We start from the raw sequence: 25,443 nt of genomic DNA on the forward strand, positions 1-25,443 counted from the left end.
CCGCCCGCGCGTCCACGGAAGGTGATCACCGGTCGTTAAGATAAGCCCGGGCCGAGTCGGGTGCCGATGGACGAACCACGGACGCTCAGGCGTGGCGGCGGGCGCCTGGTTTCGTGCCGTTGTAAGCGGAGTGGGACATGCAGGCGATCGGACGCAGGCGGGCGCCGTCGTCGTGGAAGATCAGCCGGTAGTGCCGGCCGAGCGGGACGCTGATGCGGGTCCGGTCGTGGCGTAGGCGCTTGCCATGGAAGCGGACGTAGGGCTCGCCAGCTGCGATCCGGCGCAGGATGTAGCGAGCCCGCCGCACCATGCCACGGTGCGGTAGGCTGGCCAGCGAGATGGGGTCCGCGTCGGCGAGGCGGGTCATGCGAGCTCCTCCGCGGCGAGGGCCGACGCGATGGTGCGGTGGAGCTGACCGAGGTCGCCGTCGTTGCGGATACAGCGGTCGAACTGGTCGTCGGCGAGCTCGGCGAGGGCGCGCTCGGTGGGGTGCTCGCCGGCGCGGCCGGGCGCGCCCGCGCCGGGCCGGAAGATCCGCCAGACGCGGGCGCCCCGGGCCCGCGCGGCCTGCAGCTCGGGCAGCGTGCGCAGGTCGGTGCAGACGACGCTGCGACCCTCGGCGAGGGCGATGCGCACCGCGTCGCACCACAGCCGGATCCAGATCTCGGGGTCGAGGCTGCGGCACATGTCGCCGAACACCTGGTAGAGCTCACGCGGGGTCCGGCCGAGGCGCGCGTGCGGGGTGTTGCGCTGCTCGCCCCACAACTGCTCCTCGCGGAGGTCGAACAGCTGCTGGACGTGGCGCTTGAGCGGATCGGCGATGGCGACGCGGTGAAAGCCGTGGCCGCGCTCGAGGTGGTCGCCGACGGTATCCTTGCCGGCACCGGACAGGCCGCACAGGCACAGGTAGAGCGGGTTTCGGGTCGTGGTCACCACGCGTATACCCCCCCACGACGGACGAGGCGGTGCGGCATGAAGCGCGACTCCTGGAGGGCGGTCGCCCCGCCGACGTCGAGGATCGGGCGGCTGTAGGTGTGGTGGCCGGCGACGTTGCTGAAGAAGCGGCCGAGCGGATCGATCATCGCATAGCTGCCGGTCATGGCAGCGTTGTCCTCGACGATCGGGGCGAGCGGCGCGGGCAGGTCGGCGTGGCGCGCGACGAAGCTGGCGAACTGGGCGGGGGTGATCAGAAGAGGCTCGACCTTGTGGTCGTTCTGGCCGCCGACGGGCAGGACCTGGAACACCTTCCAGCGATGCGGCCGGAGGGCGCGGATCAGCGGGCGCATGTCCTCCTGCCAGGTGCGCGCGGTGACGACGGTGTTGAGCTTGAGCTTGATGCCGGCGTCGCGGACGGCGAGGGCGAGCCGGCGGCTGGTGGCCACGTGATCGCCGCGGCCGCGGCCGAGGCTGGCCTGGACCTCCTCGTCGGCGGAGTCGACCGAGAGGCCGACCCAGTCGAGGTCGTCGCTGTGAGAGTCCAATAATGGGGCGAGGCGGGCGCCGTTGGTGATGATGGCGGTGACGAAGCCGAGGTCACGGGCGGCGTGCAGGAGCTCGCCGAGGCCCCGGTAGAGGGTCGGTTCGCCGCCGGCGAAGTTGATCTTCTCGCAGCCGGCTTCACGCAGGAGACGCAGCAGACGGAGCTGCGCCGCGAGATCGAGGGAGCCCTCGATGTCGGCGAAGGTCGCGAAACAGAACTGACAGTGGTAGTTGCACGGTTTGTACAGGTGATAGTTGACGCTGATCGGTCCCTCGATGGTCATGGCGGGGCGACTCCTTTTCATGGCTGTGCCAGCGCCCCCTCCGACAGGAGCGTCGGACGGACGATGCGATGGCGGTTGCTGCTATGGATGAGGGCCGCGCAATTGCGGCCCTGGGTGACTAGTGCTTCGACCGTAGCTTAGCGATCCGAAAAGGATGCGCGAATTTGCGCTCTGGCCCGGAACCTGATCTACAGGTTCCATGAGGCAGAAGAAGCCACGGCCCCGGTTCCCCGGTCTCAAGCTCAAGGCCGAGGACCGAGAGCTGCTGCGGCGAAAGGCTCGGGAGCGGCTCACGGTGCGGACCTGGAAGCGAATCCGCATGCTGCAGTTGCTGGACGAGGGGAAGACGCTGGCGGCGACGGCGGCAGCGGTTGGATCGGCGGTCCCATCGGTTCGGCGGGTTGGAGAACGGTATCTCGCCGCGGGCGTCGAAGTCGCACTCAAGGACGCGAAGCGGCCGGTCCCACCGCGGAAACTCGATGCTCGGCAGGAAGCGGCGATCGTCGCCATGGTCTGCGGTCCACCTCCCGAAGGACGCGCTCGGTGGACAATCATGCTCATCGTCGAGGAGTGCATGAAGCGCAAGCTTGTCGACCAAGTCGGCCGGGAGACGATCCGGATTTTGCTGAAGGACCACGAGCTCAAGCCCTGGCGGGAAAAAAATGTGGTGCGTTCCCAAGATCGACGAGGAATACGTGGCTCGGATGGACGACGTGCTCGACACCCTGGCCCAGCCGGCCGACGTGTCCGAGCCCGTCGTCGCGCTCGATGAGCGCCCAGTCGTGCTGCGGGATGCAGCTCGACCGGGACGCCCCGCTTCTCCGGGCCGTATGGCGCGGCAGGACTACGAATACGTGAGGCGCGGTACGGCGAATATCTTCTGCATCGTCGAGCCCAAGACAGGGCGACACCTCACCCATGCCACGCCCAACCGAACGGCGAAGCAGTTCGCTCGGGCTCTTCGTCGAATAGCTCGGCGGTATTCGTCGGCGAGGACGATCCACCTCGTCATGGACAACCTCAATACGCACTGCCAGAACTCCCTGTGCACGACATTTGGCCGGGAGGCGGGACAGGAACTCTGGAGTCGTTTCACCGTGCACTACACCCCGAAGCACGGCAGTTGGCTCAATCCAGCAGAGATCGAAGCGAGCCTATGGTCCCGCGAGTGCCTCGGGCGCCTACGGATCGGCTCGCTCGCCGAACTACGTCGGCGAACATCTCTCTGGAACTCCGATGCCCATCGGCGACGCCGCAAGATCACCTGGCGGTTCACCAAAGAGCAGGCTCGATCCGTGTTCAGGCTCCAGCAGATCACTACGCCACGGTCGCGGCACTAGCTGGCGCGGTAGGCTTCGGAGACCGCGGCCCCGGGGTCACCGGGCACGATGCCACCCAGCGACGTGCGCAGCTGCTTGGTACCGGCTTCGATGTAGCGTTTGACGGTGGCGAGGCCGCGCTCCATCATCTCGGCGATCTCGGTCAGCTCGAGGTCCTCGCACAGGCGCAACTCCACGGCCTCCTGCTGGGCCAGGGGTAGCGAGCGCAGGGCGTTGAGGATGCGGTTGCGCTTGTCGAGGCGGGCGCTGAACGAGGTCTGCGGGCCCATCACGCTGTGCACGTCGCTGTCGAAGGCGACCGTCTTGGCCTTGTGCTCGTCGATGTAAGCGACGAGCACGTTGTGGGCCACGCGCATGACGTACGTTTTCATGTTCCGGACGGCCGCGAGGTCGCACTTCACGAGCTCCGCGAGGGTCTGCTGGACGAGGTCGTAGCAGTCGGGCTCGGGGACCTTGCTGCGGAAGTAGCTCTTGAGCCGCGCCCAATGGTCGCGGACGACGCGGGCGTGCAGGGTCATGGTCGGGTTGGTGGTCATCGGCTTCGCTTGCCTTCCTGCTCGCCATAGTGGGAAAACCGGCGGCGAACGGCTCACGGATCGCAAAAAAGCCGAATGAACGCTGTCCGCGTGGGTTTCAGCCGTCGCGCGGGGCGCACGGGGAAACGAAGCACTCGGTGTGCTTGCGGGTGGTTTCGACCGCGATCTTCCAGACGCCGTCGACCTTGCGCATCACGATCGCTTTGCCGTGGCGGACCCGGCCGCGGCCCCGCTCGTAGTCGAACAGGCCGCGCTCGCAGAAGGTCACGGTGCCGGCGCCGTCGGTCGAGATGAGCTCGAGGACGGACTCGCTGACCTCGATGTAGCCGGCGAGCTTCTTGCGACGAGCGCGGACGTCGGCTCCGGCGACGCTGTAGAAGCAGTCCATCGGCGAGAGGAGCCGGCGAAGTAGCGTCCTCGTCGTGGCGGTTGTAGGCGCGGATGGTGGCCAGATACGCGAGGAAGGCCTCGCGCGCGACGGCGGGGATCGGGGCGGAGGTCGGGGTCGGAGCGGGCGGGTCGATGCTGGCGACGGCGGTGGGCGACGGACGTGCGGGCTCGGGGTCGGCGGCCGCGGGGCTCGACTGCCAGACCACGACGAGCACGGCGACCGTCGCAACGGCGCTCCACGCCAGCCAGGCGATGCGGCGGGCCTCGGCTCGTCGGAGGGCGTCGAGCAGGGCCGCGAGGTCGCGGTGCCTTCTTCGCCGCCCTGCTGGCGGCCGTCTGCTCGGCCTTCCTGTTCCGAAGCCGACCGCGAGCAAGCCCACGAGCCCGATCGCAGCCCCGCGCAGGGCGGCGGGGCGGACGCCTCGCCAGTGCGGTTCGCTGCTGCAGGCGCGGGCGCCCATCCGCGAGCGGCTCGGCGGCCTTTGATGTGCGTCACAGAACCCCTCTCGCCGTGCCCTTCGCATCGATCGATGCCCCCTCGTCCCAAGACTTCCCGGCAGAGCGAGGACGGTGACGACGCTGGATGCATCGAGTCGTCCTCCGACTGGAACACCCATCAACGGTCCACCTGTCGAGGCGACAGGTCGAGCTTACTGCCAGAAAGCAGAATGAACGATGACGACATGGAACAGGCTGATCCCCGGGTTGCTGACCGTGATCTTGAGCCCTCTGCTGCTCGCCGGCTGTGGAGCCGACGATTCCGACGAACGGCGCGAGGCCGATGTCCTCGACGTGACGGGAATGTCCGCTCTCGCCGCCGTCGAGGTCGACCGCATCGCGGGAGACCTGCTCCCCGAGCCCGTCACGCTCCTCGTCGAGACTGACGACGCGCTCACCCACAGCCGTGACGACGATATCGCGCTCGAGATCCCTAAGGATCCCGGCCGTCCTATCGCGCTGCGGGATCCGACCGGACGCGCGATGTTCAGCTTGCACCTGCCCGAGGCGATCGCCGCCGGCCCCGGCGCCGCAGCGGCGCCCGGACGCGTCGTCTACCGTGGCGCTGCCCCCGACACGTCGGCGCTCGTGCAGGTCAATCAGACCGAGGCCATCGCCTCCTTCTCCGTGCTGACGATCATCGACGGGCCCGCCGCTCCGGACGCCTTCACGTTCACCCTCGAGGTGCCCGAGGGCATCACTCTGGAGCTGCTGGCCAGCGGCGCGATCGAGCTGCGCGAATCCACCTCGGACGCGACCACGGCCGACGACACCGCGCTGGCAGTCATCGATCCGCCCTGGGCGCGCGACGCCGAGGGTCAGGCGGTGCCTGCTCGCTACACCCTCGATGGCCACGAGCTCACGCTGCACGTCGATCACCACGGCGCCTCGTATCCGGTGATCGCAGATCCGGCTGTGACGACCAACTGCGGCTTCGCCTCGTGCTCGATCTACTGGTCGCGAGTGACCACCAAGGAGATCTTCAACCACATGGACTCCATGGGTCCCGGTGGAGCGCTGGCGGCGTTCGGCTGTCCACACGCGCCCAGTGGCGCCGACAGGGTCGCGTGCCTGGCCGTCGCGGTCGGGGGCGCCGCCAGCCCGGTCTCGCTGGTGGCGCTGGGGCATATCATCGCCAACGCCGCCATCCACAACAAGTGCCTCAAGATCACCCGGACCCGCGGTGCGGGGGTCCCGACCTACGTGTCGACCAACAACGGCAAGTACTGCCATGACTGCTCGGTCCAGGGCAACGGCGACCGCGGGCTCGCGCTGCTGATGCTCGGCGGGCTTTTGTACATGCGCAAGCGCCGTCGCTGCAGCTGACCCGCATCGAACCGCGCCCGCGCCACGCGGGCGCGTCATCCCGCCGTCCACGAACCTCCATCACGATACCCCCATGCCCGACGCCACCCGGACCTTCGCACTATGCTGCCTCCTCGCCGCCTGCACCGACGAGGGCTCGTCCGCGAGCGTCGCGGCGTCCCACGACTCCGAGGCCGAGATTTCCGCCGTGACCTACCACGGCGCCGTCAAGGCCATCCTCGACGCCAAGTGCGTCCAGTGCCACGCCTCTGGCGGCGTCGGCCCGTTATCCCTGCAGACATACGAGGAGGCGCGCGTACTGGCACCTGTCTTGGCGGACATGCTCGCCGCCCGCATCATGCCGCCGTGGCCGCCCGACGACTCGTGCCGGGCGTACCGGCACGATCGCTCGCTGAGCGAGGAACAGGAGCGACTGTTGCTCGAATGGGTGGACCAGGGCATCGCCGAGGGAGATCCGACCGAATCCCTCGGATCGCCCTCGGGCTCGCAAGACGAGCTCGAGTACGACATCACCCTCGCCCTGGACGAGCTGTACACGCCGGTCCTCTTGCCTGACGAGTACCGCTGCTTCCTTTTACCCTGGCCCTCGGAACAGGGGCGGTACATCACCGGGCTGGGGGTCGTCCCGGGCGACCGCCAAATGATCCACCACGTCGCCGTGTACGCGATCCCGCCCGCCGACGTCGCCGTCTATCGAGCCCTCGACGACGCCGATCCCGCGCCGGGATACGTCTGTTACGGCGGACCCGGCGGGGGCGACACCGGCGCGGGATGGCGCGCCTCCTGGCTGCGCGTCTGGGTGCCTGGTAGCACCGACGACGCGATGCCGGAGGGCACCGGCATTCGCATCGAGCCCGGGTCCATGATCGCCGTGCAGATGCATTACCACACCCCAGCGAGCGCTCAGCCCGGCCCTACGCGCATCGCCTTCAGGACCGCGGCCGCGGTCGCGCGTCCCGCGGTCGTGCTCCCCTTCACCAACCCGTTTTGGGTCGACGGAAGTCAACCCATGCGGATCCCCGCAGGAGACGCCGCCGTCACACACAGCTTCGAATTCGATGTCGCACCGTAGCGGATCGTCGCGGAGAACCCGGGGATCGCAACGAAGGAGCTGATCTCGAAACCGAGCGGGATGCCGGCCGCCAACGGCTCGCACGAGTCCGGGACCATTTACAAGGCGTGCCTGACGTTCGTCCAGCACATCACGCAGACCGCCCCGTACGCCCGCCAGCTGCTCGTCGAGGGCTTCAAGGGCAACATCGCGGAGTTCATCCTGTTCATCCATTTCGTGTTCAGCTGCCTGCACCGCAGAAGCGACCTCCTCGATCGCTCCCCCGAGCTCGACGGCGAGCGCGACCGTCCGTTCCCGTTCGCGCTCGACCGAACGTCCCGCGATCCCCGTGCCACCGCCCAGGCGCTGCACCGCGTGCGCGACCTGCGTCGCCTGTTCATCACGAACGCGCTCCGTGACATGCTGGCCAGAGCTGAAGACCTGCCGAAATACCTGCCAATCTCGCAGGCCGAGCTGATCCTCGAAAAACAGCGCCTGGAGCTCGAGCTCAACCGCGTGCGGGCCGACGGCAAGCACCAGAGCGCCAGGCTCGACAGCCTGCAACAACAATTCCTGCAACAGACCGCCGAACGCGACCACCTGAAGGCGGAACACGGCCAGTTGAAGGACGAGTGCGCCCGGCTGGAGCACGAACGGGCGCTGCTCCAGCAACGGCTCGACTCCAGCAGGCTGGAGCCCGTCGTTCGTCTGTGGAAGTTGGCCCTCTCGGCGCTCAGGTCGTTGAAGCAGGCCAGCTTGTCTCGATGGCACAACCTTCAGAGTACGCTGAGAGCGTTGGTCTCCGCGAATGGGCGCGCCAGGCCACAATTGCCGGAGTGCGTGAGCGACTCCGCGGATACCATCGTCAGGACCGTCAACACCGAACCGCGCCAGAAGCCCCGGAACGTCGCAGCGTCCCCACGCATTCCTCCTCCGCTCCGCGCGCCACACTCTCCGCCCGGTGTGCGACCGCCGCAATGAGCGTCCCCGCCGCCGGCACCCTCGACCTCCGCGATGCGTCCGATGACCCGCGTGCTCCTGATAGGCAGCGCCTACGGCGGACTCGCCGTAGAGCCCAGCGTCGACAGCATGCACTCCTGGCTCTTGGGGAGGCTCTGCGGCGAGGACGAGATCGATCGGTTGGTCGGCGCACGGGCCAACCGCGCCGAGGTCCTCGCGGGTCTCCGCCGCCTGGCAGACGAGGACCACGGCGACGCGCCGGTCATCGTCTACTACGCTGGCCACGGTCACCTCTATCGCAGCGAGCTCGGCGCGTCCGAGCCTGGATCTCACGTCGCCTACCCGTTGCTGGTGACGATCGACCTCGACCGCTCGACCGGCGGAACGCTTCGTAGCGTGTTCGCCTCCGAACTGAGCCGGGAGCTCCGACGGATCGCACGGCGCGCACGCAACCTGACCGTTATCCTGGACTGTTGCCACGCGAGCGGCATGGTCCGCCTCGACGACGATATCGACGAAGATGTCGCGCGCAACTGCGAGCAGGCGCTCCACCGCGAAGCCTGCGCGCGTGTCGTCGAGAAGCGTCCGCTTGCGGTCCGCGGCCCGCGGCCCGACAAGCCGCCGACGTTCGCCGATCACGTGGTGGTTGTCGCCGCGAGCTCAGCCGGCGGCCGGGCCTACCCGCACCCCGCCACCGGGCGCATGCTCTTCACGGATGTCTTGCTCGCCGCGCTCGAGTCGCACACGACCTGGGACGCCGTGCTCGCCGCTACCCGCGCGGCCGTGCAGGAGGTATGGCCGATCCAGCAGCCCGCCGTGTTCGGCCCGCGCTTCCGCAGGCCGTTCTCGCTCTCGGAAGACCTCGCCGGACAAGACATGTATCGCGTGGAGCGCGTCGGTGGCGACGTCGTCCTCATGGCCGGGGCGCTGCACGGCATCGACCGCGGCGATCGCTTCGAGCTCCTCTCGAGACCCGGCGCGGCAGGTAACGGCCCGCTCGTCGCCGTGGCGCGGCCCGCCACGATCGACCCCGATCGCACACGCTTGCGAGTGCCGCTCGCCGTCGAGGCCCTCCCCCGGGTGTGTCATGCGCATCGACGCCGCGGCGGAAGGCTACCGGCGGTCATCATCGATTGCGACGCTCCTTCGGTACGGCGTCGACTCACGGAGCTCGTCACCGCCGCCGAACTTCGGCTGGTAGACCATGCGCCCGACCTTGCCGCCCGCCTCGAGGTCCTCGAGCGGACGCTGCACGTCCGTGACTGTCTCGGCGATCTGGTCCATCTCGCGGCTCTCGACAGACTCTGCGAGGATCGACTGTCTCGTTGTCTCCGTCGCCTGGGCACCTGGCAAGGCGTGGCCCGCTGGCTGCTGGGAGACCTCAGCAGCCAGCCGCTTCGCCGCTGCTATGAGCTGCGCTGGGGCACCGCGACCGGATCCGGCATCGTCTCGGTGCCCGGCCCGATCCGGGCTCGTCCCGGCGCTCTGCTCGGCGTGTCCCTGCACAACCTCGACCGGGGCGCTCCCGAGCTCTACGCCCACACCTTCCGGATCCGCGCAGACCGTGAGATCGAGGCGTGGTCCTCGGGGATCGGCGCGCAGTGCTTCGCCGCGCGTCAGTGCGTCACCGTCGCCGACCAACTCGCCGATGGTACGCGCGCGTATCGTATCTGCGCACCGCCGGCGCTGCCCCCAGGCTCCTATCGCGAATGGACTCTCGTGTGTGTCGCTGGCGAGGCTTTCGACCCTGACGCCATGGTGACCCCACCTGCTTTCCGCACGCTGTCATCCGGTCTTCGCCGCACGCCGAAGCCGTCGGCGCGCGGCGAGCCGCGCCCGCGAGCGTTCGATGTCCTCGTATTCCCCTATACCCTCGACATCCCCGGAGCTGACGAAGACGCGTGACATACGAGGGCGAGCCTCGTATGTCACGCGAGCGCGCACAGACGAACGCTGCGCACAGACTCCTCGAGGCGGCAGAGAGCCCGGCCCCGCCTGCTCTCACTTATCGTAGCACTTACACTTGAGATCGAGGAATCCTTCGCAATACCCGCCGTCGTAGTCGACGCTCTTGCAATGCTTGTGGCACTTGCCGTCCGACGGACAACCGAAGCCCTCGGCCGTCTCCGGAGGGTTCGTCAAGTCGTCGGTTGCGCCGTCCCGAGGCTCCCTGTCCTCGGTTCCCGCGCCCTCCCCGGCACCAGGCACGATGGAGGCGGCCTCGAGATCCGTTTCCCCGAGCTCGTCCACCGGCGATTCGAAGCGCTTGCCCGGGCCTGCGGGCAGTTCGCTGGTGGGGCCCTCCCGCGACTTCGTTATGCTTCCCGTCCCGAGCCCCTCGCTCGTCGTGCCGCCTCGCTCGAGCACCTCGAACTCGTTGGGATCGTCGCAGCCGGACAGCAGGGTCAACCCGACCAGGATGCTGGAAAAATGCTTCTTCATTGTCATGCATCTCCTTCGCCAGGTAGGTGCCGCGCTCGGCCTGCCTCGATCGGCACAATGAAGCGTTTGCACGATAAATTTGCCGCAAGGAGCACCCCCCGCCGCAGCGTGCGGAGCGAGAGAGGCCGGTCCGCCGACCAGCTACGTCGTCCGCTCGGGCTCGGACACCGGCCGCGCACTCGGCGCACCCGAGGGCGCATCCTCCCGCCCTAAAGCCGAACGTCGGCTCTGGTCACGTGGACCACGAAGAAGTTGGTCTCGAACTAAGCGTGTAGCCGGCGTTGTTGCGCCCTCGCCCTCGTCGCCCAACCGGGCGCACGCGCTCGCGGCCTTCACCAGCGCCCTGCCCGCCTCAGCCGCGGCCCCGGTGTTCTTCGCGCGCTCGGCTCGCAGGCGCGGCTCTTCCCGATCTCCATCCACCGGCGCAGCTCGTCGCCGGCGACGCCTCGCCGCGCTTCTTTGGTGATGATGGCCGGCGTCGCGGTACTCGCGGTCGGCGGGATCGCGTGGAGCATCAGCGGCGCGACGAGGCGATCGCCCGCCGGCAACGGCGGCGCCACGCGACGATCCACAGCAGGAAGAACAGGCTCGGTGGCGGCGTCGACGAGGAGCGGCAGCCGCAGCCGCTCGCGTCGTCGTCGTCCCCTTCCGCGGGTGACGAGCCGCCCGACGTGTCGCCGGCGCTCGCGTTCGACGTCGCCGTGTCGTCGGCGTCCATCGAAGTCGCCGACTCGGTTGGGGTGCCGCCTTCGTCCGCGCCATGGCTTCCGCCCTCGCCCCCGCCCTCGCCCCCGTCCGCGCACGTGCACGCGCCGGGCTGGCCCGGCGCGATGCAACCTTCGGCGCAGCTCGCAGCGTCGTCGCCGTCGCACGTTTCGTGCGGCTCGACGATGCCGTTGCCGCACATGCTCGCGCTCTTGCACGATTGCCCCGGGCACGAGCAGTCCTCGGCGCAGGCGCGAAAGCTCTGCCACATGCACTCGCCGAACGGGCGCGAACGATTGCCTCCGTTCGCGTTGTTGCCGTCGAGCTCGGGCACGCGGCCGCCCCCTGCGATGCAGCCGCCCATGCCGTCGGGACCGTAGTCGACGCCGTACTCGCCGCCGATCGGCGCGCAGTCATCCGGCTGCGTCAGCGCGCCGTGCTCGACCCAGCGATCCGCATACGCGAGCACGACGTCGCCGTTCACCGGCCAGTTCGCCTGCAAAGCCGGCATGATCCGCATCAAGAGCGCGGTGTACTGCGTCGGCTTCGCCGTGTTGTCCTGATACCAGCCGCCGGGCTCGAAGCCGCCGTCGATGGAGTGGTACGGATCGCGGATGGTCCGCGTCGACTGATCACCGAAGTCGTTCCAGTACGCCGCCTCGTCGCCGGTCGGCTGGCCCCACAGCGCGACGCCGCCTTCGCCCGCGTAGTAGCTCGCGCTCTCGAAGAAGCGCTCCTCGTCGATCGCCGCGAGATCGGCGAGCATCTCCGCGTCGGCGAGCATCGTCGCCGCGAACACGTACGCGTGCAGCTTGCCGCCGCCGTTGCCTCCGCCGCCGCGGAACAGGCTCGCGCCCTGCCGGTCGACGCCCCACACGTCGATGCCGTGCTGCACGTAGCCGACGAGCACGGGCATCTTCGTCGCGAGATCCTGCTCGGGCGTGCACGGCGGTGCGTCGCAGACGTCGGCCAGGTGCAGCCACCCATGCACGTCGGTGTCGTCGGCCCAGATGTCGGTCGACCACGGCCGGCCGTTCGGGATCGCATCTTCCGGCGGCATCAGATCGCACGTGACCGAGTCGCTCGTGTAGTCGAGCCGCAGGTGCCGCGTCCACGCCTCGGCGGTTGCGAGCGTGGGCACATCGGCGCAGTCGGCCGACAGCCGCGACAACAATTGCGTCTGCAACGTCGCCGCGGACAACGTCGGCTTGTCCGCGCCGACGAAAGGCGGACGAAACGCGGTGCTCGGATCGTCGGGCGCCGCGTCCACGATCGTCACCACCGCGGCGAACCGTCCGCATGATTTCTCGTCCGCATCGCCGTCGCAATCACCGACGGGATTGTCGGACACGTACTTGACGACCGAGCTGTTCGCTTCGACGTCGAGCGGCAAGCCGACCGCGTCGGCGTAGTCGCCGAGGCGATCGTCCCAGCGCTGCGGTCCGTTCGGATCGGGATTCACGTCGGCACCGTGACGACCCGGCGCACCGTCGGGCGTGATCGCGGCGATAGTGATCGCTGCGCCCGAGGCGACGACGAAGAACTCGCCCGTCACGTACTGCCCGCACTCGTACGCTTCGGCGAAGCGGAACGTGATGTCGTTGCCGGGGCCCGACGGGGCCGCGTAGCGCAGGCAGGGTCCGTCGCCGTCGGCGGTGATCGTGCCGTCGCACCCGCAGTCGGCGTGGGCCTCGGCCTCGGGCAACGCGATCGCTAGCACCGTCGCCAGCACGAGGCCCATCTGTGCATGAACATTCGAAGCGAATCTCGGAAGCAAGGGGGGCCTCGTCTCGGTGTACCGTCGGCCGGCGAAGGGTTGGCAGCGTCTACTGAGTGCGCTTGGGAAATTCCAAGCCACAGTACTCTCGCCGGGTCCAGTGCCAGAACACCGAGGGTCCGCGGATGAGGGCCGGGGCGGCACCCCCGTCGACCTTTGGGATCGTCGGACCGACGATCCCGCGTGAGCGGGGTTAGGGCGTGATGCGACAGCTCCCGCACCTTGCGCTGGCCGGACAGCGCGACCGCGTTGGTCAGCCAGATGAGCAGCGAATTGCTGCCTTCGATTAGGCCAGGGCTGCCGAACCAAGCGGAGGCGAGCGGGGGGTCAGTCACAGCTCGCCAACTTGCGTCCCCGGCAAGCCCTGCGGACGCTCCCCGAACCACCGATCGCCGAACCGACCCCCGAGCCAGCGGCCGCCGCCATCGGCTGACCGAGGCGGCTCAGCGCGCAGGCGCGGTTGAAGTGGGCGAGCCGGTGTAGTCGCCCTTGCGGTGGAGCTTGAGGGCGTCGCTGTTGTGCTTGTGGGCGGCCTTCGGTTGTTCGCGCAGGTCGCTGGACACCGCCCTGCCCGACCACGTCGTCGTGCTGGCCGACGACTTCCTCCACCTCACCGGCCACGACCCGCTCACCGGCGCCGAGCAGGGCATCCATCGACGGGAAGCGCTGCCCCTGGGCCGCCCGGAGGCAGCGCTCAGACCCGCCGCGGCGCTGACGGGTCTCGCGCGCATGGTGCAAGAAGCGACCGGACGGCACGTTCAAAAAAATCGCAAAAACCCGCAACGGTTCCCGTCTCCTTGTCGGCCTGGGCGATCGCGCCCGGTTCAGGGAGGAGCGCGCATGCAAACGGGATCGTAACGTTGGCCATCGCTGCCGGGGGCGGGCTCGTCATCCATGCGGTGACATTCACGGCCAACTCCGTCTGCGCCAACGTACAGCTCACCGAGACACCGGCAACGCCGCGACAGACGCCGAGAGGAACCCTCGACGACACCGGCGCGGACGAGGTGATGCGCACCAAGACGGCCGCGATGGTGCGCATCATGACCCTGCTTCACGGCGGCCCACTCCCTGCGCGCTCCCGTCGTCACCCGATGGCCCGGCGATCGTCGCCGGCAGAGTTCACGCGCGCGTGAACTGCAACGCTCGAGGGCACAGCGTCGTGCCCACTTTGTCTGAAGGTCGAACACATGAACAAAATCATCGTCATTTTTGCATCCCTGTCACTCGGGCTCGGAGCGGGCTGCGCGGGCGGCCTGAAGCTGGACAGCAATTCGCTGTTCAAGAAGAAGGCGGACGAATCGTCGGCTGCCTCGCCGGAGGCCGAGGTCGCCGCGGCGGGCGCGTCGGACAAGCCCACCGCGACCCCGCCCGCCGACCCCGCCGCGGAGCGGCGCGCGTACTACCAGCCGCTGATCGACGACGTCGATAAGCTGCAGCAGCTGCTGCCGGCGTGCTGTCAGAGCGAGGACTTTCTGCTGGAGCTCACGTCGCCGTACCCGAGCCATGAGTTCGTCAAGCAGTACAAGTCCGCCTGGTCGCACAAGTCGATGCGTAAGGCCGAAGACCTCGAGACGCCGGAGTGGAAGGCCGTCGAGGCGAAGTACGCGGAGCTCGACGAGGCGCTCGCCGCCGCGGTCCGCCTGCCGAAGGACGTCTACAAGGCCAAGGACGCGAAGCAGCTCAAGCGGATCTTCTCCGACTACGCCGCGAGCCACACCAAGAAGCCCGTCGTCGACGTCGTGCTGCTGTACGACGACTGGGGCCGCAAGTCGGGCAGCGAGTGGCACGGCGACCAGTTGGTCAACTACGATCAAGGGTTCATGCGCGGGTTCGTCGTCGTCAAGGGAGACTCGGGCAAGGGCGAGGTCTGGGAATTCACTCCGCGCAAGGATTTCCTGGACGGCGGGAAGGTCAAGTTCGACGTCTACGTGCCGGCCGAGGTCACGGACATCGCGCTCTCCTCCGTCGCCGCGAAGTAGGCGGAGCGCCGCGCGGCGCTCGCCTCGTTCCGCAGGGCGCGCTCGAGAGCGTCGCTCTGGCACGCCGCGGCCGCCTCGGCAAGGCCGAGGACGGCCTCGCCGGGCTGCACGCGCCCCTCGGCCTGCGCGCCGAACCGCGTTGCCCTGCGAGCACCTCGCGCTGGTGGAGCGCGCCTGAGTACGTCGTCGCCTGTGATAACGTGGCGACGTGCCCCGGCTCGCCCTCGCCGTCCTCCTCGTCGCCGCCTGCGGCCCGGCGACCGCGAACAGCGACAGCGACGCGACGACCGACCCCGCCACCATGGCCGGCACCTCGGGTGATTCGCCCACGCCGACCCCATCGACCACCACCGAGAGCACCACCCCGACGACCTCGGGCACCACCCCCTCGGGCCCGTCCTCGCAGTGCGGCCCGCCGTGCGAGCACACCTGGGAGTACGACTCGTTCCTGATCCCCGGGATGGTCGAGCCCGACTTCCGCTGCCTGACCCGCGTGCGCGGCGACCTCACTATCCCCGGGAACGCAGCTCACCAGCCTGATCGGTCTCGGCGCACTCGAGCACGTCGAACACATGTTCCAGCTCAGCGATTGCTCGGCTCCGTCCCTCCCCGGCCTCCACGGCCTCCACGGCCTGGATTCGCTGGCCCGCGTCGAGTCGCTGAACTTGCTCGGCCTCACCGGTCTCACCACCCTCGCTGGCGCACCGCTCCTGACCGAGCTCGCTCACCTCGACATCGTCGACAGCCCCGCGCTGCCGCAGGCCGCATTCGACGCTTTCCTCGCCCAGCTCACCGCCCCGCCGCTCGCCTGCCTCGGCCCGGAAGGCGACTGCATCTGCGTCACCCGCCCGTTCTGAGGCCGTCGAGCGCCACATCCGCGGTCCCCAGTGGGGTCCCGATCACCCACCCACGCCCCGTCTCCGTAGCTCGCCGCCGCTCCGCTCCGACGCCCCAAGATATTTGAGCCGTGCCGGCGCCGCGCGGGCACTTGACCCTGGGCACCTCCCATTGACCGCGCACTCACGACGCAGCGGCGTCGCCACGGGCACGCTGCTCTCCACCACTCGCTTCCTCGAAGAGGACGAGGCCTTTCTGCACGCGCTGCGGAGCGGCCACCGTGGCGCCGCGGCGGCCTTCTTCGAGCGCCACGCCGATCACGTCGAGCGGGTGCTCGTGCGCGTGCTCGGGGTCGATGCGGAGATCCCCGACCTCGTGCAGGAGGTGTTCCTCCGCGCGCTGCGGGGCATCGGGGACTTTCGCGGTGGACCCGACAAGCTGCGCGGATGGACGACCCGGATCGCCGTGTTCACGGCCCGCGGTTGCATTCGGCGTCGGCGGGCGCGATGGTGGCTGCGATCGATCGCGCCGGAGGAACTGCCGGAGCCACAGGCCGACGACGCGTCGCCCGAGCTGGCCCACGCGGCCGCGGGAGCGTTGCGGCTCTTGCATCGGCTGCCCGTCGACGAACGCATCGCGTTCTCGCTGCGGTACCTCGAAGAGATGGAGCTGCGCGAGATCGCGGAGGCCTGCGACACCTCGCTCGCCACGATCAAGCGCCGACTCGCCCGCGCCCAGGGTCGCATCCAGCGGCTGGCGGCCCGCGACGCCACGTTGAGCTCGTGGCTGCAAGGAGGGGACGGATGACCGATCCAGAGACCCCACTCGAGCGGTTGGGCGTCGCCATGGCGCGGATGCAGGATCACGGGCGCGCGGCACTGCCGAAGGCCAGGCTCGCCGACGTGCTGGCCGCCCTCGATGCACCGCGTCGCTCGAGCCGCCCCTTCCTGGCCGCGTTCGTGGCCACCGCGGCCGCGGTCTGTGTGCTCGCGCTGGTGTTGTTGCGCAGCCGCGAGGACGGATCCGCCGTGGTCGCGGGCGAGCCTGCGGCCGATCCGGTGGCGATGATGGGCGCGTACGTCACCGCACCGGCCGAGCAGGAGCTCGTGATCGAGTTCGCCAGCGGCGGCGAGTTTCGCCTGCATCCCGGTGGGCGCGCACGCGTCGAGCGGGCCGATGCCGACGAGGCGCGTGTCGTCCTCGTGTCCGGCACGGCGACGGTCGCCGTCCCCGTCGATCTCGCGACCCCCTGGCAGGTGAGCGCCGGACCGTTCACCGTGAGCTGTGCGACGTCCACGTTTACGATCACTTGGCGGCCGGACGAAGCGAGCTTCGCGGTCCAGGTACAGCAGGGTGAAGTCACCGTGCTGGGTCCGATGGCGGGGGAGACCCATGCCCTCGAGACGGGGCAGTCGTTGCGCATGGATCTGCACGACACCGCCGTCGTCCCGACCTCCCAGCCCGCGCCGAGCCCTCCTTTGCCCACCGCCGTGCTCCCCACCGCATCCGAGGCTCCGCCGCCCGAGCTCGAACCGCCGCGGCGCACCACTCGGTCGGCCAAGCCCGAGGCCGCGCGATCGATCGCACCGACGCCGCCGACTCCCCCCGAGGCCGCCGCCGAACCCTCGTGGCAACAGCTCGCGCAGCTCGGCCGCTATCGCGACGCCCTCACCGAAGCCGAACGCATCGGATTTGCCGACCTCGTGAGCTCCTTGCCGGCCGCGGACCTCCTGCGTCTGGCCGACACGGCTCGCTTCGCGCGCAACTCCGGGCGAGCTCAGAAGGCGCTCACCGAGCTGCGCCGGCGATTTCCCGACGCGCCGGAGGCCGGCACGGCCGGGTACATGCTCGGCCGCATCGCCTTCGATCTCGCGGCCGACTACGATCGCGCCACGCACTGGTTCTCGACCTACCTGAACGAGCATCCCGAGGGCCCGCTCGCGAAGGAGGCACTCGGGCGCCTGATGGAGTCGCAGGAGCGCGCGGGCCGGGCGAGCGAAGCGCAGGCGACCGCAAGACGATATCTCGCGCGCCATCCCGAGGGTCCACACGCTGATCTCGCGCACCGGCTCGGTGCGCCTTGAGCCTGTCGGTGCCGCTCGCATTCGCCTCCTTCGCGCTCGTCGCATCGCTGCTGGGCACCGGGCCGGCGCCGGGCGGTGCAAGCGATCGCGTCGCGGTGGTCGGTGGTGCCGACGACGAGACGATCGTCCGTCAGCTTCGCGCCGAGCTGTCCGCCCTCGGTTTCGAGGTGCTGGCACCGGAGGCCCCCGCGGAGGACGACGATGAGAGCTGGGCCGACGACCTCGGAGCAGTCGCCGCGATCCGAGTGGTCGAGCACGAGGCGCTCGAGATCCGCATCGTCGATCGTGTCGCCAGCAAGTCGGTGCGGCACCGCGTAGCGATTCCACAGCCGCACACGGAGGAGGACGCCCGCATCGTGGCCATGCGTGCGATCGAGCTCTTGCGGGCCAGCCTGCGCGAGCCGCAAGAGGTGCCCGTGGTCAGCCCGCCTCCTCCCAAGCCATCCACGCCATCGCCGACACGCCCCGCGGCCCCGCGCTTCTTTATCCATCTCGCTCCGGCGGTGGCCGGTAGCCCGGGCGGCCTCGGCCCATCGCTTCATGCCCTGCTCGGGCTGCGCTGGATGCCGCATCCGCACCTGGGGCTCGCGATCCAGGCCCTCGCACCGACCGTGGGCACCGTGGCGCGCGGCCCTGAGGGCACCGCGCAGATCCACACCGCGCTCGTGCTCGCCGGGTTGCACGTGTCGTTCGTGCCCCCGAGCGCACGCTGGCAACCCGACGCAGGCGTTGGGATCGGTCCCGCCTTCCTGCGCATGCGAGGCTCGGCCGCCCCGGCGTACGGCGACGCTACCGACGTCGTGACGTCCGCCGCACTCGTGGCCCGGTTAGGCCTGGCCGTCGCGCTGCGCCCACGGATTCGTCTCCGCCTCGACGGCCACATCGGGGCGCTCGTGCCTCGACCACTCGTGCGTTTCGCCGGTCGCACGGTTGCAGACTGGGGGCGACCCTTTGGCATCGGTGTCTTGGGGGTCGAAATAGTGCTCCCGTGATCGCGTGATTGTTGAGCCGCGGTGGGCGGGTCGGGACACTTCACGGTCCGGAGGAGTTGACGTGCGTCCCACCATTCTTTTGCTGATCGGTTCCGCTCTCGCCTGCCAAGCTTCGAGCGCAGGTGATCCCATCATTACCGGTAACGGCTCCACGACCGGAGATGCGAACACGACGGAAGGTACGGGCGCGACCGGGCCTGACGACGGTGACACGAGCCCGACGGGGCCCGGGCCCGACGACGGTGGCACGAGCGTGGGCGGCACCGACGGCGAGCCGGTGGACTGCGAGGCCCTCACCTGCGAGTCGTGGTGCGACGAGGGCACGTGGGGCGGACCGATCCCCACGGCCGAGACCGACGTCGTCGTGCCCGACGGCAAGGTCGTCCTGCTCGACTGCGACGCCGAGGCGAAGACCTTGACCATCGAATCGGGCGGCGCCGTCAAGGCCTCGCGCTCGACCTCGTCGACCTTGACCGTGCACGGCAACGTGATCGTGTGGGGCCGGCTCGATCTCGGCACGGAGGACGACCGGGTTCCGGCCGACGTCGTGGCCGAGCTCGTGTTCGCCGGCATGCACGACGACGACTACGTCGGCACCCCGAGCACGGTGTTCGGGGGGGAGGAATTCACGCCGCCCGTCAACACGCCGCTCGAGATCCTCGACACGGACGTGGGCCTGTGGGTGATGGGGCGTGGTGTGTTCTCTGCGGCCGGCGCCCTCAAGCAGTCCTGGTCGAAGTTGACCGACGGCACCGCGCCGGGCGATCCGACCCTGTCGGTGGAGGATGCCACGGGATGGCAGCCCGGCGATCGCGTGCTGCTGACGCCGACAACCGAGATCGCCGAGGCCGACTTCGCCGACCAGTTCGACGAGGCCACGATCGCGTCGGTGAACGGCCCCGAGGTGACCTTGGCGAGCGCGACCGCGTTCGAGCACGCGGGCTGCACGGATTGTGTGCGCCGCGGTGAGGCGGCCAACCTCACGCGCAACGTCGTCGTGCGTTCGTTCGACGCCACCGCCCACGCCCACGTGATCGTCGGGGAGGAGGGCGTCGCGCAGCTGGACAGCGTCGAGCTGCGCTGGCTCGGACCGCTTCGCGACTGCACCGCCGCCGACGAGCCGGCCCGCAGGTCGCCGCTGCGGTTCCATCAGCAGGCAGATGCCTCGGAGACCTCGTTCGTGCGGCACACCGCGATCTGGGCCAGCGGCAAGGACGGCATCGCCATCGAGCACAGCAACGGCATTGAAGTGACCGACGTCGTCGTCTACGACACGCAGGAGACCGCCGTGGCGCGCACCTACGACAACAGCGCCTGCGGCCTGCGCTGCACCGAGCGCGAGAAGTTCGAGCCGCGCGACAACGACTTGACCCACGTGCTCGCCGCGCGGGTGGCCGTACCGAACCGCGCCGAGGGTTGTGCTGCGATCGGCGGAGCCATCGCGATCTTCGCCGGCGGCGGAGACTCGCTGGACTGTGTCGTCACCGGTACTGCCTACAACTATGGCACTTTCGGCAACGTGGCCGCGTTCCACTGGTCGGAGACGGGCTCCGGCATGGCCCCGGCCGACCGCTTCGAAGGCGTCGTCGCGCACAACAATGCCGGCAACGGCATCTCGAACTGGCAGAACAACACGCGCAACGACACGCCCTACACCGCCAGCGCGTGGTCGAACGGAGCCCACGGCATCCTCCACGGGGCCTACGGCAACAGCATCTCGTACCAGAATATCGTCGCGATCGACAATGCCGAGCTCGGGTTCGCCATCAAGGGCATCAACCCGGACGAGGTCCCGCGCATCGAGGGCGCGACCTTGGACAACGGTGGAGTCATCGACTACACGTTCGTGCCCGAAGTGGCGCTCGTTCTCCGCGACTTGACCTTCACCGGCGAGCGCTCGCCCGCGTTCACGCAGATCCACGACGCGTGCAGCGGCGGCGACGAAACGGACCCCCAGGACGGCGAGTGCATCTTCGCCTGGCTGCGCATCGAGAACCCGGTGTTCCCGGCCGGCGTCGTCCCGTTCGACTTCGGCTGGCACCAGAACCTGCACACCGTGTGGGAGGTGCGCGGATTCTCCCATCCCGACTATCCGGACTTGCCGGCGAACTTCGACCTGTATCGCGCGGACAACATGGTCGCGGGGGGCAGCTACCACGCGGACTTCGACGCCTGGCTGGTGCCGCAATGAGGCGCGCGGTCTGGATGCTCGGATTGCCGTGGATCCTGAGCTGCACCGCGGGATCCGACGACGAGCTGCAGGCGCCGCTGGTCCTGCCGCTCGAGATCCTCGGCCCGGCCGGTACGGAGCGGATCGCCGACGTGTGGCTCGACGAGACCCAGCTCGCGGCGGCCGACTCCGCGGCGCTCGTGCTCACCCTGCACAACGTCGTGCAGCCCGGGTCGGCGGAGCTGGTCGTCAACGAGGGCGAGGCCATCGACGTGAGCGAGCCGTTCGTGCATCCGGACGGGCGCGTGGGCACGGCCGAGATAGCGATCGACCCCGGGCTCCTCGTACCGGGGGTGAACCACCTGGCCTTTCGCTACCCGCGTCAGGTCGTCGACGCGGGGGCGGCCGTCTCCGGGTATCGCGTCCTGCACGTGGCGCTCCGCATCGGCGACACCACACACGTGCTCGGCGAGCCCGACGAGGCGCCCGAACGGTGGCGTCCACTCCGAGACGACGCGGCGTCCATCGAGCGGGGCCGCTCGTACTTCCAGGACGTCGCACGCGACGGCGGACCGACGTGTGCGCGTTGCCATGCGGACTCGGGCGCCGATCTCCAGTACTACGCGTTCTCCGATCGCAGCATCGTCGAACGCGCGATGTTCCACGAGTTTTCGCGCGCCGAGGCCGAGGACCTAGCGAGCTACATTCGCAGCCTGCCCGTGCCCGCGGAAGGGCGACCGTATCGGCCAGCGTTCCAACCGGGCTCCGACAACCACGGCGCCGCCGGAGCGGGGCCGGAGTCCATCCTGCCCGACGACGCGAGCTTCGGCGAACACCTCTGGGGCGCCGCGAGCTTGCCCGCGGATCTGCCCTGGGACTGGCCGGAGACCGTCGACACGTTCGTGCTGCCGACGTCGATCGCGGTCCCCACCTTCGGGCGCTGGCTGCCGCGAAGGATCGACGAACGCTGGTTCACCCGCCGGGACGGAGAGCTCGCCGTCGCCGAGGCCGCGCTGGCCGACAATCCTTCTCTCGAGCACGCGCAGGCCTTCATGACCGCGGCCATGGCCGTGGGTCGGGAGCTCCTCGTGGAGGAGGGCGATCATCTCGCGCGAATCGACTTGCTGCGCTACGCGGCGGTCAAGCTGTGGGACTGGTCGCGACGCAACGGCTTTGACGATCTCGATCACGGCATGCCGGACGGCAGCCCGGCATTTCCGTACGAGGTCGGGTTCGCGTTCTTCGAGGCCGCCGATGCCCCGGGTGGGGTGCCCGCACCCATGGCGCAGACCCTGTCGTGGTGGTGGGCCCAGCTCGCAGCCAATCCCGGGCGCGGCCTCTCGACCGGTCAGCGCCCGCTCGACTACGAGGACGTGCTGACGGCGGCCGAAGCCGGCGGCGCGGGGCCGAACGAGATCGCGTTCCTGCACCTGTACGGAAGCTGGGAGGAGTCGCGCGGGCCGGTGGCCGACAAATGGGGCACCGAGCACGGCCCCGTGCGGCTGCTGGCGGTTCCGATGCGACGCCTCGACCCGGCCGGCCGCGCGACGATCCTGCGCCGCTTCTTCGCCAGGCAAGCCGAGTTTGTCGCCGAGGGCGGCGTGCTGACGCAAGCGCACCACATCGCCCTGTCCCAGGCGTGGAATCAAGGCTGCGCCGAGCTCTCGGCCGCGCAGCGCGATGCCCTGCGCGCCGCGGCCCCGGCCGAGATCCGACCGGACTTGGCCGGCTGTCCCTGAGCCGGCGACGGTCGCTCCGCCTGCGCGGCGTCGCGGACGTCGAGCAGGTCCCGCAGCTCGTCGGCGTGCGCGAGGTACTCGTGCAGCCCATCCGAACACAGCAACAGCCGGTCGCCGGCCATGAGTAGCCGGTGATCAGCTCCCTGGTCGTCCACCCGAAGACGGTAGGATCTCGACGCACCGAACGACCCGCGCACCGGGCCACTCGAGCTCGAAACCCGCCTCGGGACTGCCGAAGTCGGGTTCCTGTGCGTCGAGCCAGATTTACTTAACCAAAATCTAACTCTCTTTGCGGCCTGGAGTGGCAACCAGGGGCAAGGGGTGGCAAACCCTCACCTCCCGAAACGTATATATCGGCACCATGCGGTCGAATAGTTCTTCCGCGTGGCCGGCTTCTGCTGGGAGAGGTACTCTGCCTCGAACCTCTTCCAGAACTCCTTCAAAGTCTGGACGGTCCCCTGGGTCTTCTTGACGATCCTGTGCGCGGGAGCAGGTGCAACGATTGTCTCTTCTGCAGATGCAGCGACTCTCTCCTTTCTGGTCTCACAACCCAAGAGCTCGCTCCACACATCGCGTTTGCGGGTCTCCGCCCATGCAAACGCGCCAGCCTTATCCAGTCCCTCCGGCGCGACGCGTTTGTGACGCAGGCGCGGGAGGCCTTTGGACTTGTCGGCGGGGATGGTGAAGGTGACGAGCATTCGAGCGCTGTTCTTGTAGTTGTAAGGGCTGACGTTGATGTTCACGGCGCGGCGCTTTCCGCCGCGGGTCTCCGCTCCCAAGTCCACCAGAGGATGGGTGGCAAGTTCAGGCGCGAACTCAGATCGCCGGAGACCGCTCCATTTATGTCCGAAGAGACATGCTCGCTCGGCGGCCCCTCTATATTGTAAGGATAGGAGTCGTTGACGAACCCACCCGGTCTTTTCACCCTCGCCACGTCCCACCTCCCAACCTGCTCTATCTTCTTCGACGCCCGTCCGCGATGCGGAGCCCGCAAGTCCGCCCGGGCTCTCCCTATCGATCCGGTCGCACCAGCACGGCGTGCGACGTGCACAGGTTTCGTCTGGATTCAGCGCGCTCGCCACCCGCCGCGTCGCGCATCGACGTATTCCGACCAGCGCCCTTCGGCGGCGCGGACCGGCAGACCGAGCTCGATCAGCTCGGGCCCGTAGATGGGCCACTCGTGCGGGGCGTTCTGGCCCATGAAGACGGCCATCGCCTTCTCGACGCCCGCGGCGCCCTGGGTGGCCTGAAGCCGCGCCCGCAAGGTGCTCTGGAGGTGCCGCCGCATGGCGTCCTCGTACTCGCGGGCGGTCGCGTGGAGGCCGTCCTCGTCGCCGGCCTCGATGTGCTTCGCGCGCCGTCCGAACAACACCGGGTCCACTGCCGAGAGCGCCGCGTTCCGGCCGATGGCGATCTCACGGGCCCCGAGCGCGATCAGGGTCCCGCCTGAGAGCGCCATGTACGGGACCAGGCGGACCTACGGGAGCCCGCGAGTCCGCAGGGCGGCCGCAACATGTATCGGCACACCCGCTCGAGCTGCTTGCGGTCGCGACCGTCGACGGTCGTTGCGGCGTGCAGATGCATGCTGAACGCCGTCACCGTCAGGGGCGGTCGGGTCACGGGCTCGCACGGCGGAGCCAGGTGCTCGAGGTCGGCACCGACGACCCGCGGGACCAGGCCGAGTACCCCGACATCGACCTGCGCGCGACCCCCGAGGGCTACGTGCACCGCGACGGCGCGCCGTACCCGCGGCGCGAGGGCTGAGCGGCGTTCGCGGGCGAAAAAAATCTGCAATTGAAACGCGGCTCGCCTGGAACGACGCGGCGCCCGTGTGCATGCGGGGCGCGACCCTGATGGACTACCCCGACGCGTGCGCTCGACGTGCCGGTGCGAGACCGCTGAGGCGAGATCGATCCGCGCCGCGATGGAGCGCGCTCCATCGCGGCGGCGGGCCTCGCCGGCGGCGAGCTCACTCGACGTCGATGTCGGTGAGGGAGTCCGGCAGCGGGCCCGAGGGCTGCGCGGCGCGAGGCTTCATGAAGTTCGCCTGCGAGGGCTCGCGCATGAAGGCCGGCGGCGGGACGTCGCGGCTGTTCATGGAGTCGCCGAGGCCGGGCTCCTGCCGGGCGAAGAACGCGAGGATCGGCTTGACGCCGGCGATCTGCTCCTCGGTGGCGGCGTCGCGGATCGCCTGGTCGGCCAGCGCGGCGGCCATCGACTCGCGGATCTCGGCGATCTCCGCGTCGAGCTCGGCGATGCGTGCGGTGCCGTCGTCGATCACCTTCTGGGCCCGCGCGCCGCCCTCGCGGATGAACGCCTGCAGCGCGTCCACCTCGGCGCTCGCGGCCTGGATGATCTTCTGCGTCGGGACATCGAAGGCGGTGAACGCCGCCTCGACGATCTGCCGCTTCAGCGCGGCCGGCGAGTTCTCCGGCAGGCTCCGCAGCAGGTCCTGAGCCTTGGTCACGCGCTGCTGCTGCTCGACCTCGACGCCAGCCCGGCGGAGCACCGCCGGGAAGTCGATCTCGGTCGGGTAGCGCTCGGCGAGGCGAAATTGGGGCGGGGGCGGGGGAGCGGGTGGCTGGATCGGCATGGGTGCGGGTGCGGGTGCTGGTGCGGGTGCGGGTGTGGACGCGGGGACGGGTGCGGGGAGGAGCGCGGGCATGTCGTCATCGACATCGATCGGGCGGCTCCCGAACAGGCCCTTCAGGAAACTCATCAAGCCCATGGTCTGGCCCTCTCTGGCATGGGACCGACTTTACTCCATTTTTTGAGGGGGCGCGCTTAAGCGGTTCGAAGGGGGAATTTCGTCGAAGTGTCGAGTACGAGAACGCTTGGAGGTCCACGGAGC

The 25,443-nt window shown here is 69.2% G+C and carries 24 protein-coding genes; 14 read left to right on the forward strand and 10 right to left on the reverse strand.

Features of this window, described 5'->3' with window-relative positions:
- Positions 1-85: 85 nt before the first annotated feature.
- From OV090_RS39890 to OV090_RS39900, 3 genes are read right to left on the reverse strand one after another with little or no spacing between them, the layout of a single operon-like run.
- Positions 86-367, reverse strand: a complete 282-nt coding sequence (locus OV090_RS39890) for a hypothetical protein (protein ID WP_267710093.1) — start codon at positions 365-367, stop codon at positions 86-88.
- The gene (locus tag OV090_RS39895; RefSeq protein WP_267710094.1) at positions 364-933 is read right to left on the reverse strand and encodes a hypothetical protein; all 570 of its coding nucleotides are present in this window, start codon (positions 931-933) and stop codon (positions 364-366) included. Before OV090_RS39895 ends, OV090_RS39890 begins: the two co-directional genes overlap by 4 nt.
- The gene (locus OV090_RS39900) at positions 930-1,763 is read right to left on the reverse strand and encodes a viperin family antiviral radical SAM protein (RefSeq protein ID WP_267710095.1); all 834 of its coding nucleotides are present in this window, start codon (positions 1,761-1,763) and stop codon (positions 930-932) included. The genes OV090_RS39895 and OV090_RS39900 overlap by 4 nt, the downstream gene beginning before the upstream one ends.
- A gap of 662 nt (positions 1,764-2,425) precedes the next feature.
- Here OV090_RS39900 and OV090_RS39905 point away from each other — a divergent pair.
- Entirely contained in the window at positions 2,426-3,103 is a 678-nt protein-coding gene (locus tag OV090_RS39905; protein ID WP_267710096.1) for an IS630 family transposase, read from the forward strand.
- On the opposite strand, the gene OV090_RS39910 is transcribed toward OV090_RS39905, so the two are convergent.
- Both OV090_RS39910 and OV090_RS39915 read right to left on the reverse strand, forming a co-directional pair.
- On the reverse strand, positions 3,100-3,639 hold the full coding sequence (locus tag OV090_RS39910; protein ID WP_267710097.1) for a sigma-70 family RNA polymerase sigma factor: 540 nt from the start codon (positions 3,637-3,639) through the stop codon (positions 3,100-3,102). The two genes, OV090_RS39905 and OV090_RS39910, sit on opposite strands and share 4 nt — an antisense overlap.
- A gap of 97 nt (positions 3,640-3,736) precedes the next feature.
- Complete coding sequence (locus OV090_RS39915) at positions 3,737-4,027, reverse strand: hypothetical protein (protein WP_267710098.1); 291 nt, start codon at positions 4,025-4,027, stop codon at positions 3,737-3,739.
- Positions 4,028-4,743: 716 nt separating this feature from the next.
- On the opposite strand from OV090_RS39915, the gene OV090_RS39920 reads away from it, so the two are divergent.
- The 4 genes from OV090_RS39920 to OV090_RS39935 all read left to right on the forward strand — a co-directional run bounded on the left by OV090_RS39920 (position 4,744) and on the right by OV090_RS39935 (position 9,769).
- The gene (locus OV090_RS39920; protein WP_267710099.1) at positions 4,744-5,853 is read left to right on the forward strand and encodes a hypothetical protein; all 1,110 of its coding nucleotides are present in this window, start codon (positions 4,744-4,746) and stop codon (positions 5,851-5,853) included.
- A 73-nt stretch (positions 5,854-5,926) separates the two neighbouring features.
- Positions 5,927-6,925, forward strand: a complete 999-nt coding sequence (locus OV090_RS39925; protein ID WP_267710100.1) for a cytochrome c — start codon at positions 5,927-5,929, stop codon at positions 6,923-6,925.
- Between the two features lie 60 nt (positions 6,926-6,985).
- Positions 6,986-7,885, forward strand: coding sequence for a hypothetical protein (locus OV090_RS39930; protein WP_267710101.1), 900 nt, complete (start codon positions 6,986-6,988; stop codon positions 7,883-7,885).
- 42 nt (positions 7,886-7,927) lie between these two features.
- A complete protein-coding gene (locus OV090_RS39935; RefSeq protein WP_267710102.1) occupies positions 7,928-9,769 on the forward strand; it encodes a caspase family protein in 1,842 nt (613 codons plus the stop codon).
- Between the two features lie 96 nt (positions 9,770-9,865).
- Here OV090_RS39935 and OV090_RS39940 read toward each other — a convergent pair whose 3' ends face one another.
- Both OV090_RS39940 and OV090_RS39945 read right to left on the reverse strand, forming a co-directional pair.
- Positions 9,866-10,306, reverse strand: coding sequence for a hypothetical protein (locus tag OV090_RS39940; RefSeq protein ID WP_267710103.1), 441 nt, complete (start codon positions 10,304-10,306; stop codon positions 9,866-9,868).
- Positions 10,307-10,820: 514 nt separating this feature from the next.
- Positions 10,821-12,752: a hypothetical protein gene (locus OV090_RS39945; protein WP_267710104.1), complete on the reverse strand. Its 1,932-nt coding sequence runs from the start codon at positions 12,750-12,752 to the stop codon at positions 10,821-10,823.
- 896 nt (positions 12,753-13,648) lie between these two features.
- On the opposite strand from OV090_RS39945, the gene OV090_RS39950 reads away from it, so the two are divergent.
- From OV090_RS39950 to OV090_RS39985, 8 genes are all read left to right on the forward strand, one after another.
- Entirely contained in the window at positions 13,649-13,924 is a 276-nt protein-coding gene (locus OV090_RS39950; protein ID WP_267710105.1) for a hypothetical protein, read from the forward strand.
- 54 nt (positions 13,925-13,978) lie between these two features.
- Positions 13,979-14,770, forward strand: coding sequence for a hypothetical protein (locus OV090_RS39955; RefSeq protein WP_267710106.1), 792 nt, complete (start codon positions 13,979-13,981; stop codon positions 14,768-14,770).
- Between the two features lie 572 nt (positions 14,771-15,342).
- A complete protein-coding gene (locus OV090_RS39960; protein WP_267710107.1) occupies positions 15,343-15,627 on the forward strand; it encodes a hypothetical protein in 285 nt (94 codons plus the stop codon).
- A gap of 151 nt (positions 15,628-15,778) precedes the next feature.
- The gene (locus OV090_RS39965) at positions 15,779-16,414 is read left to right on the forward strand and encodes an RNA polymerase sigma factor (protein ID WP_267710108.1); all 636 of its coding nucleotides are present in this window, start codon (positions 15,779-15,781) and stop codon (positions 16,412-16,414) included.
- Positions 16,411-17,691, forward strand: a complete 1,281-nt coding sequence (locus tag OV090_RS39970; RefSeq protein WP_267710109.1) for a FecR domain-containing protein — start codon at positions 16,411-16,413, stop codon at positions 17,689-17,691. The genes OV090_RS39965 and OV090_RS39970 overlap by 4 nt, the downstream gene beginning before the upstream one ends.
- On the forward strand, positions 17,688-18,683 hold the full coding sequence (locus OV090_RS39975; RefSeq protein ID WP_267710110.1) for a hypothetical protein: 996 nt from the start codon (positions 17,688-17,690) through the stop codon (positions 18,681-18,683). The genes OV090_RS39970 and OV090_RS39975 overlap by 4 nt, the downstream gene beginning before the upstream one ends.
- A gap of 253 nt (positions 18,684-18,936) precedes the next feature.
- Complete coding sequence (locus OV090_RS39980; RefSeq protein WP_267710111.1) at positions 18,937-20,874, forward strand: G8 domain-containing protein; 1,938 nt, start codon at positions 18,937-18,939, stop codon at positions 20,872-20,874.
- A 131-nt stretch (positions 20,875-21,005) separates the two neighbouring features.
- On the forward strand, positions 21,006-22,592 hold the full coding sequence (locus OV090_RS39985) for a hypothetical protein (protein ID WP_267710112.1): 1,587 nt from the start codon (positions 21,006-21,008) through the stop codon (positions 22,590-22,592).
- 332 nt (positions 22,593-22,924) lie between these two features.
- On the opposite strand, the gene OV090_RS39990 is transcribed toward OV090_RS39985, so the two are convergent.
- Positions 22,925-23,335 (reverse strand): hypothetical protein, encoded by a 411-nt coding sequence (locus tag OV090_RS39990; protein WP_267710113.1) that lies wholly within the window; start codon positions 23,333-23,335, stop codon positions 22,925-22,927.
- A 323-nt stretch (positions 23,336-23,658) separates the two neighbouring features.
- Entirely contained in the window at positions 23,659-24,051 is a 393-nt protein-coding gene (locus tag OV090_RS39995) for a hypothetical protein (protein ID WP_267710114.1), read from the reverse strand.
- Positions 24,052-24,233: 182 nt separating this feature from the next.
- Here OV090_RS39995 and OV090_RS40000 point away from each other — a divergent pair, with 182 nt between their 5' ends.
- On the forward strand, positions 24,234-24,356 hold the full coding sequence (locus OV090_RS40000) for a hypothetical protein (RefSeq protein WP_267710115.1): 123 nt from the start codon (positions 24,234-24,236) through the stop codon (positions 24,354-24,356).
- A 205-nt stretch (positions 24,357-24,561) separates the two neighbouring features.
- Here OV090_RS40000 and OV090_RS40005 read toward each other — a convergent pair whose 3' ends face one another.
- Positions 24,562-25,185: a hypothetical protein gene (locus OV090_RS40005; protein WP_267710116.1), complete on the reverse strand. Its 624-nt coding sequence runs from the start codon at positions 25,183-25,185 to the stop codon at positions 24,562-24,564.
- Between the last annotated feature and the right edge of the window lie 258 nt (positions 25,186-25,443).

This window comes from Nannocystis sp. RBIL2, assembly GCF_026626745.1.
Taxonomy (GTDB): domain Bacteria; phylum Myxococcota_A; class Polyangia; order Nannocystales; family Nannocystaceae; genus Nannocystis.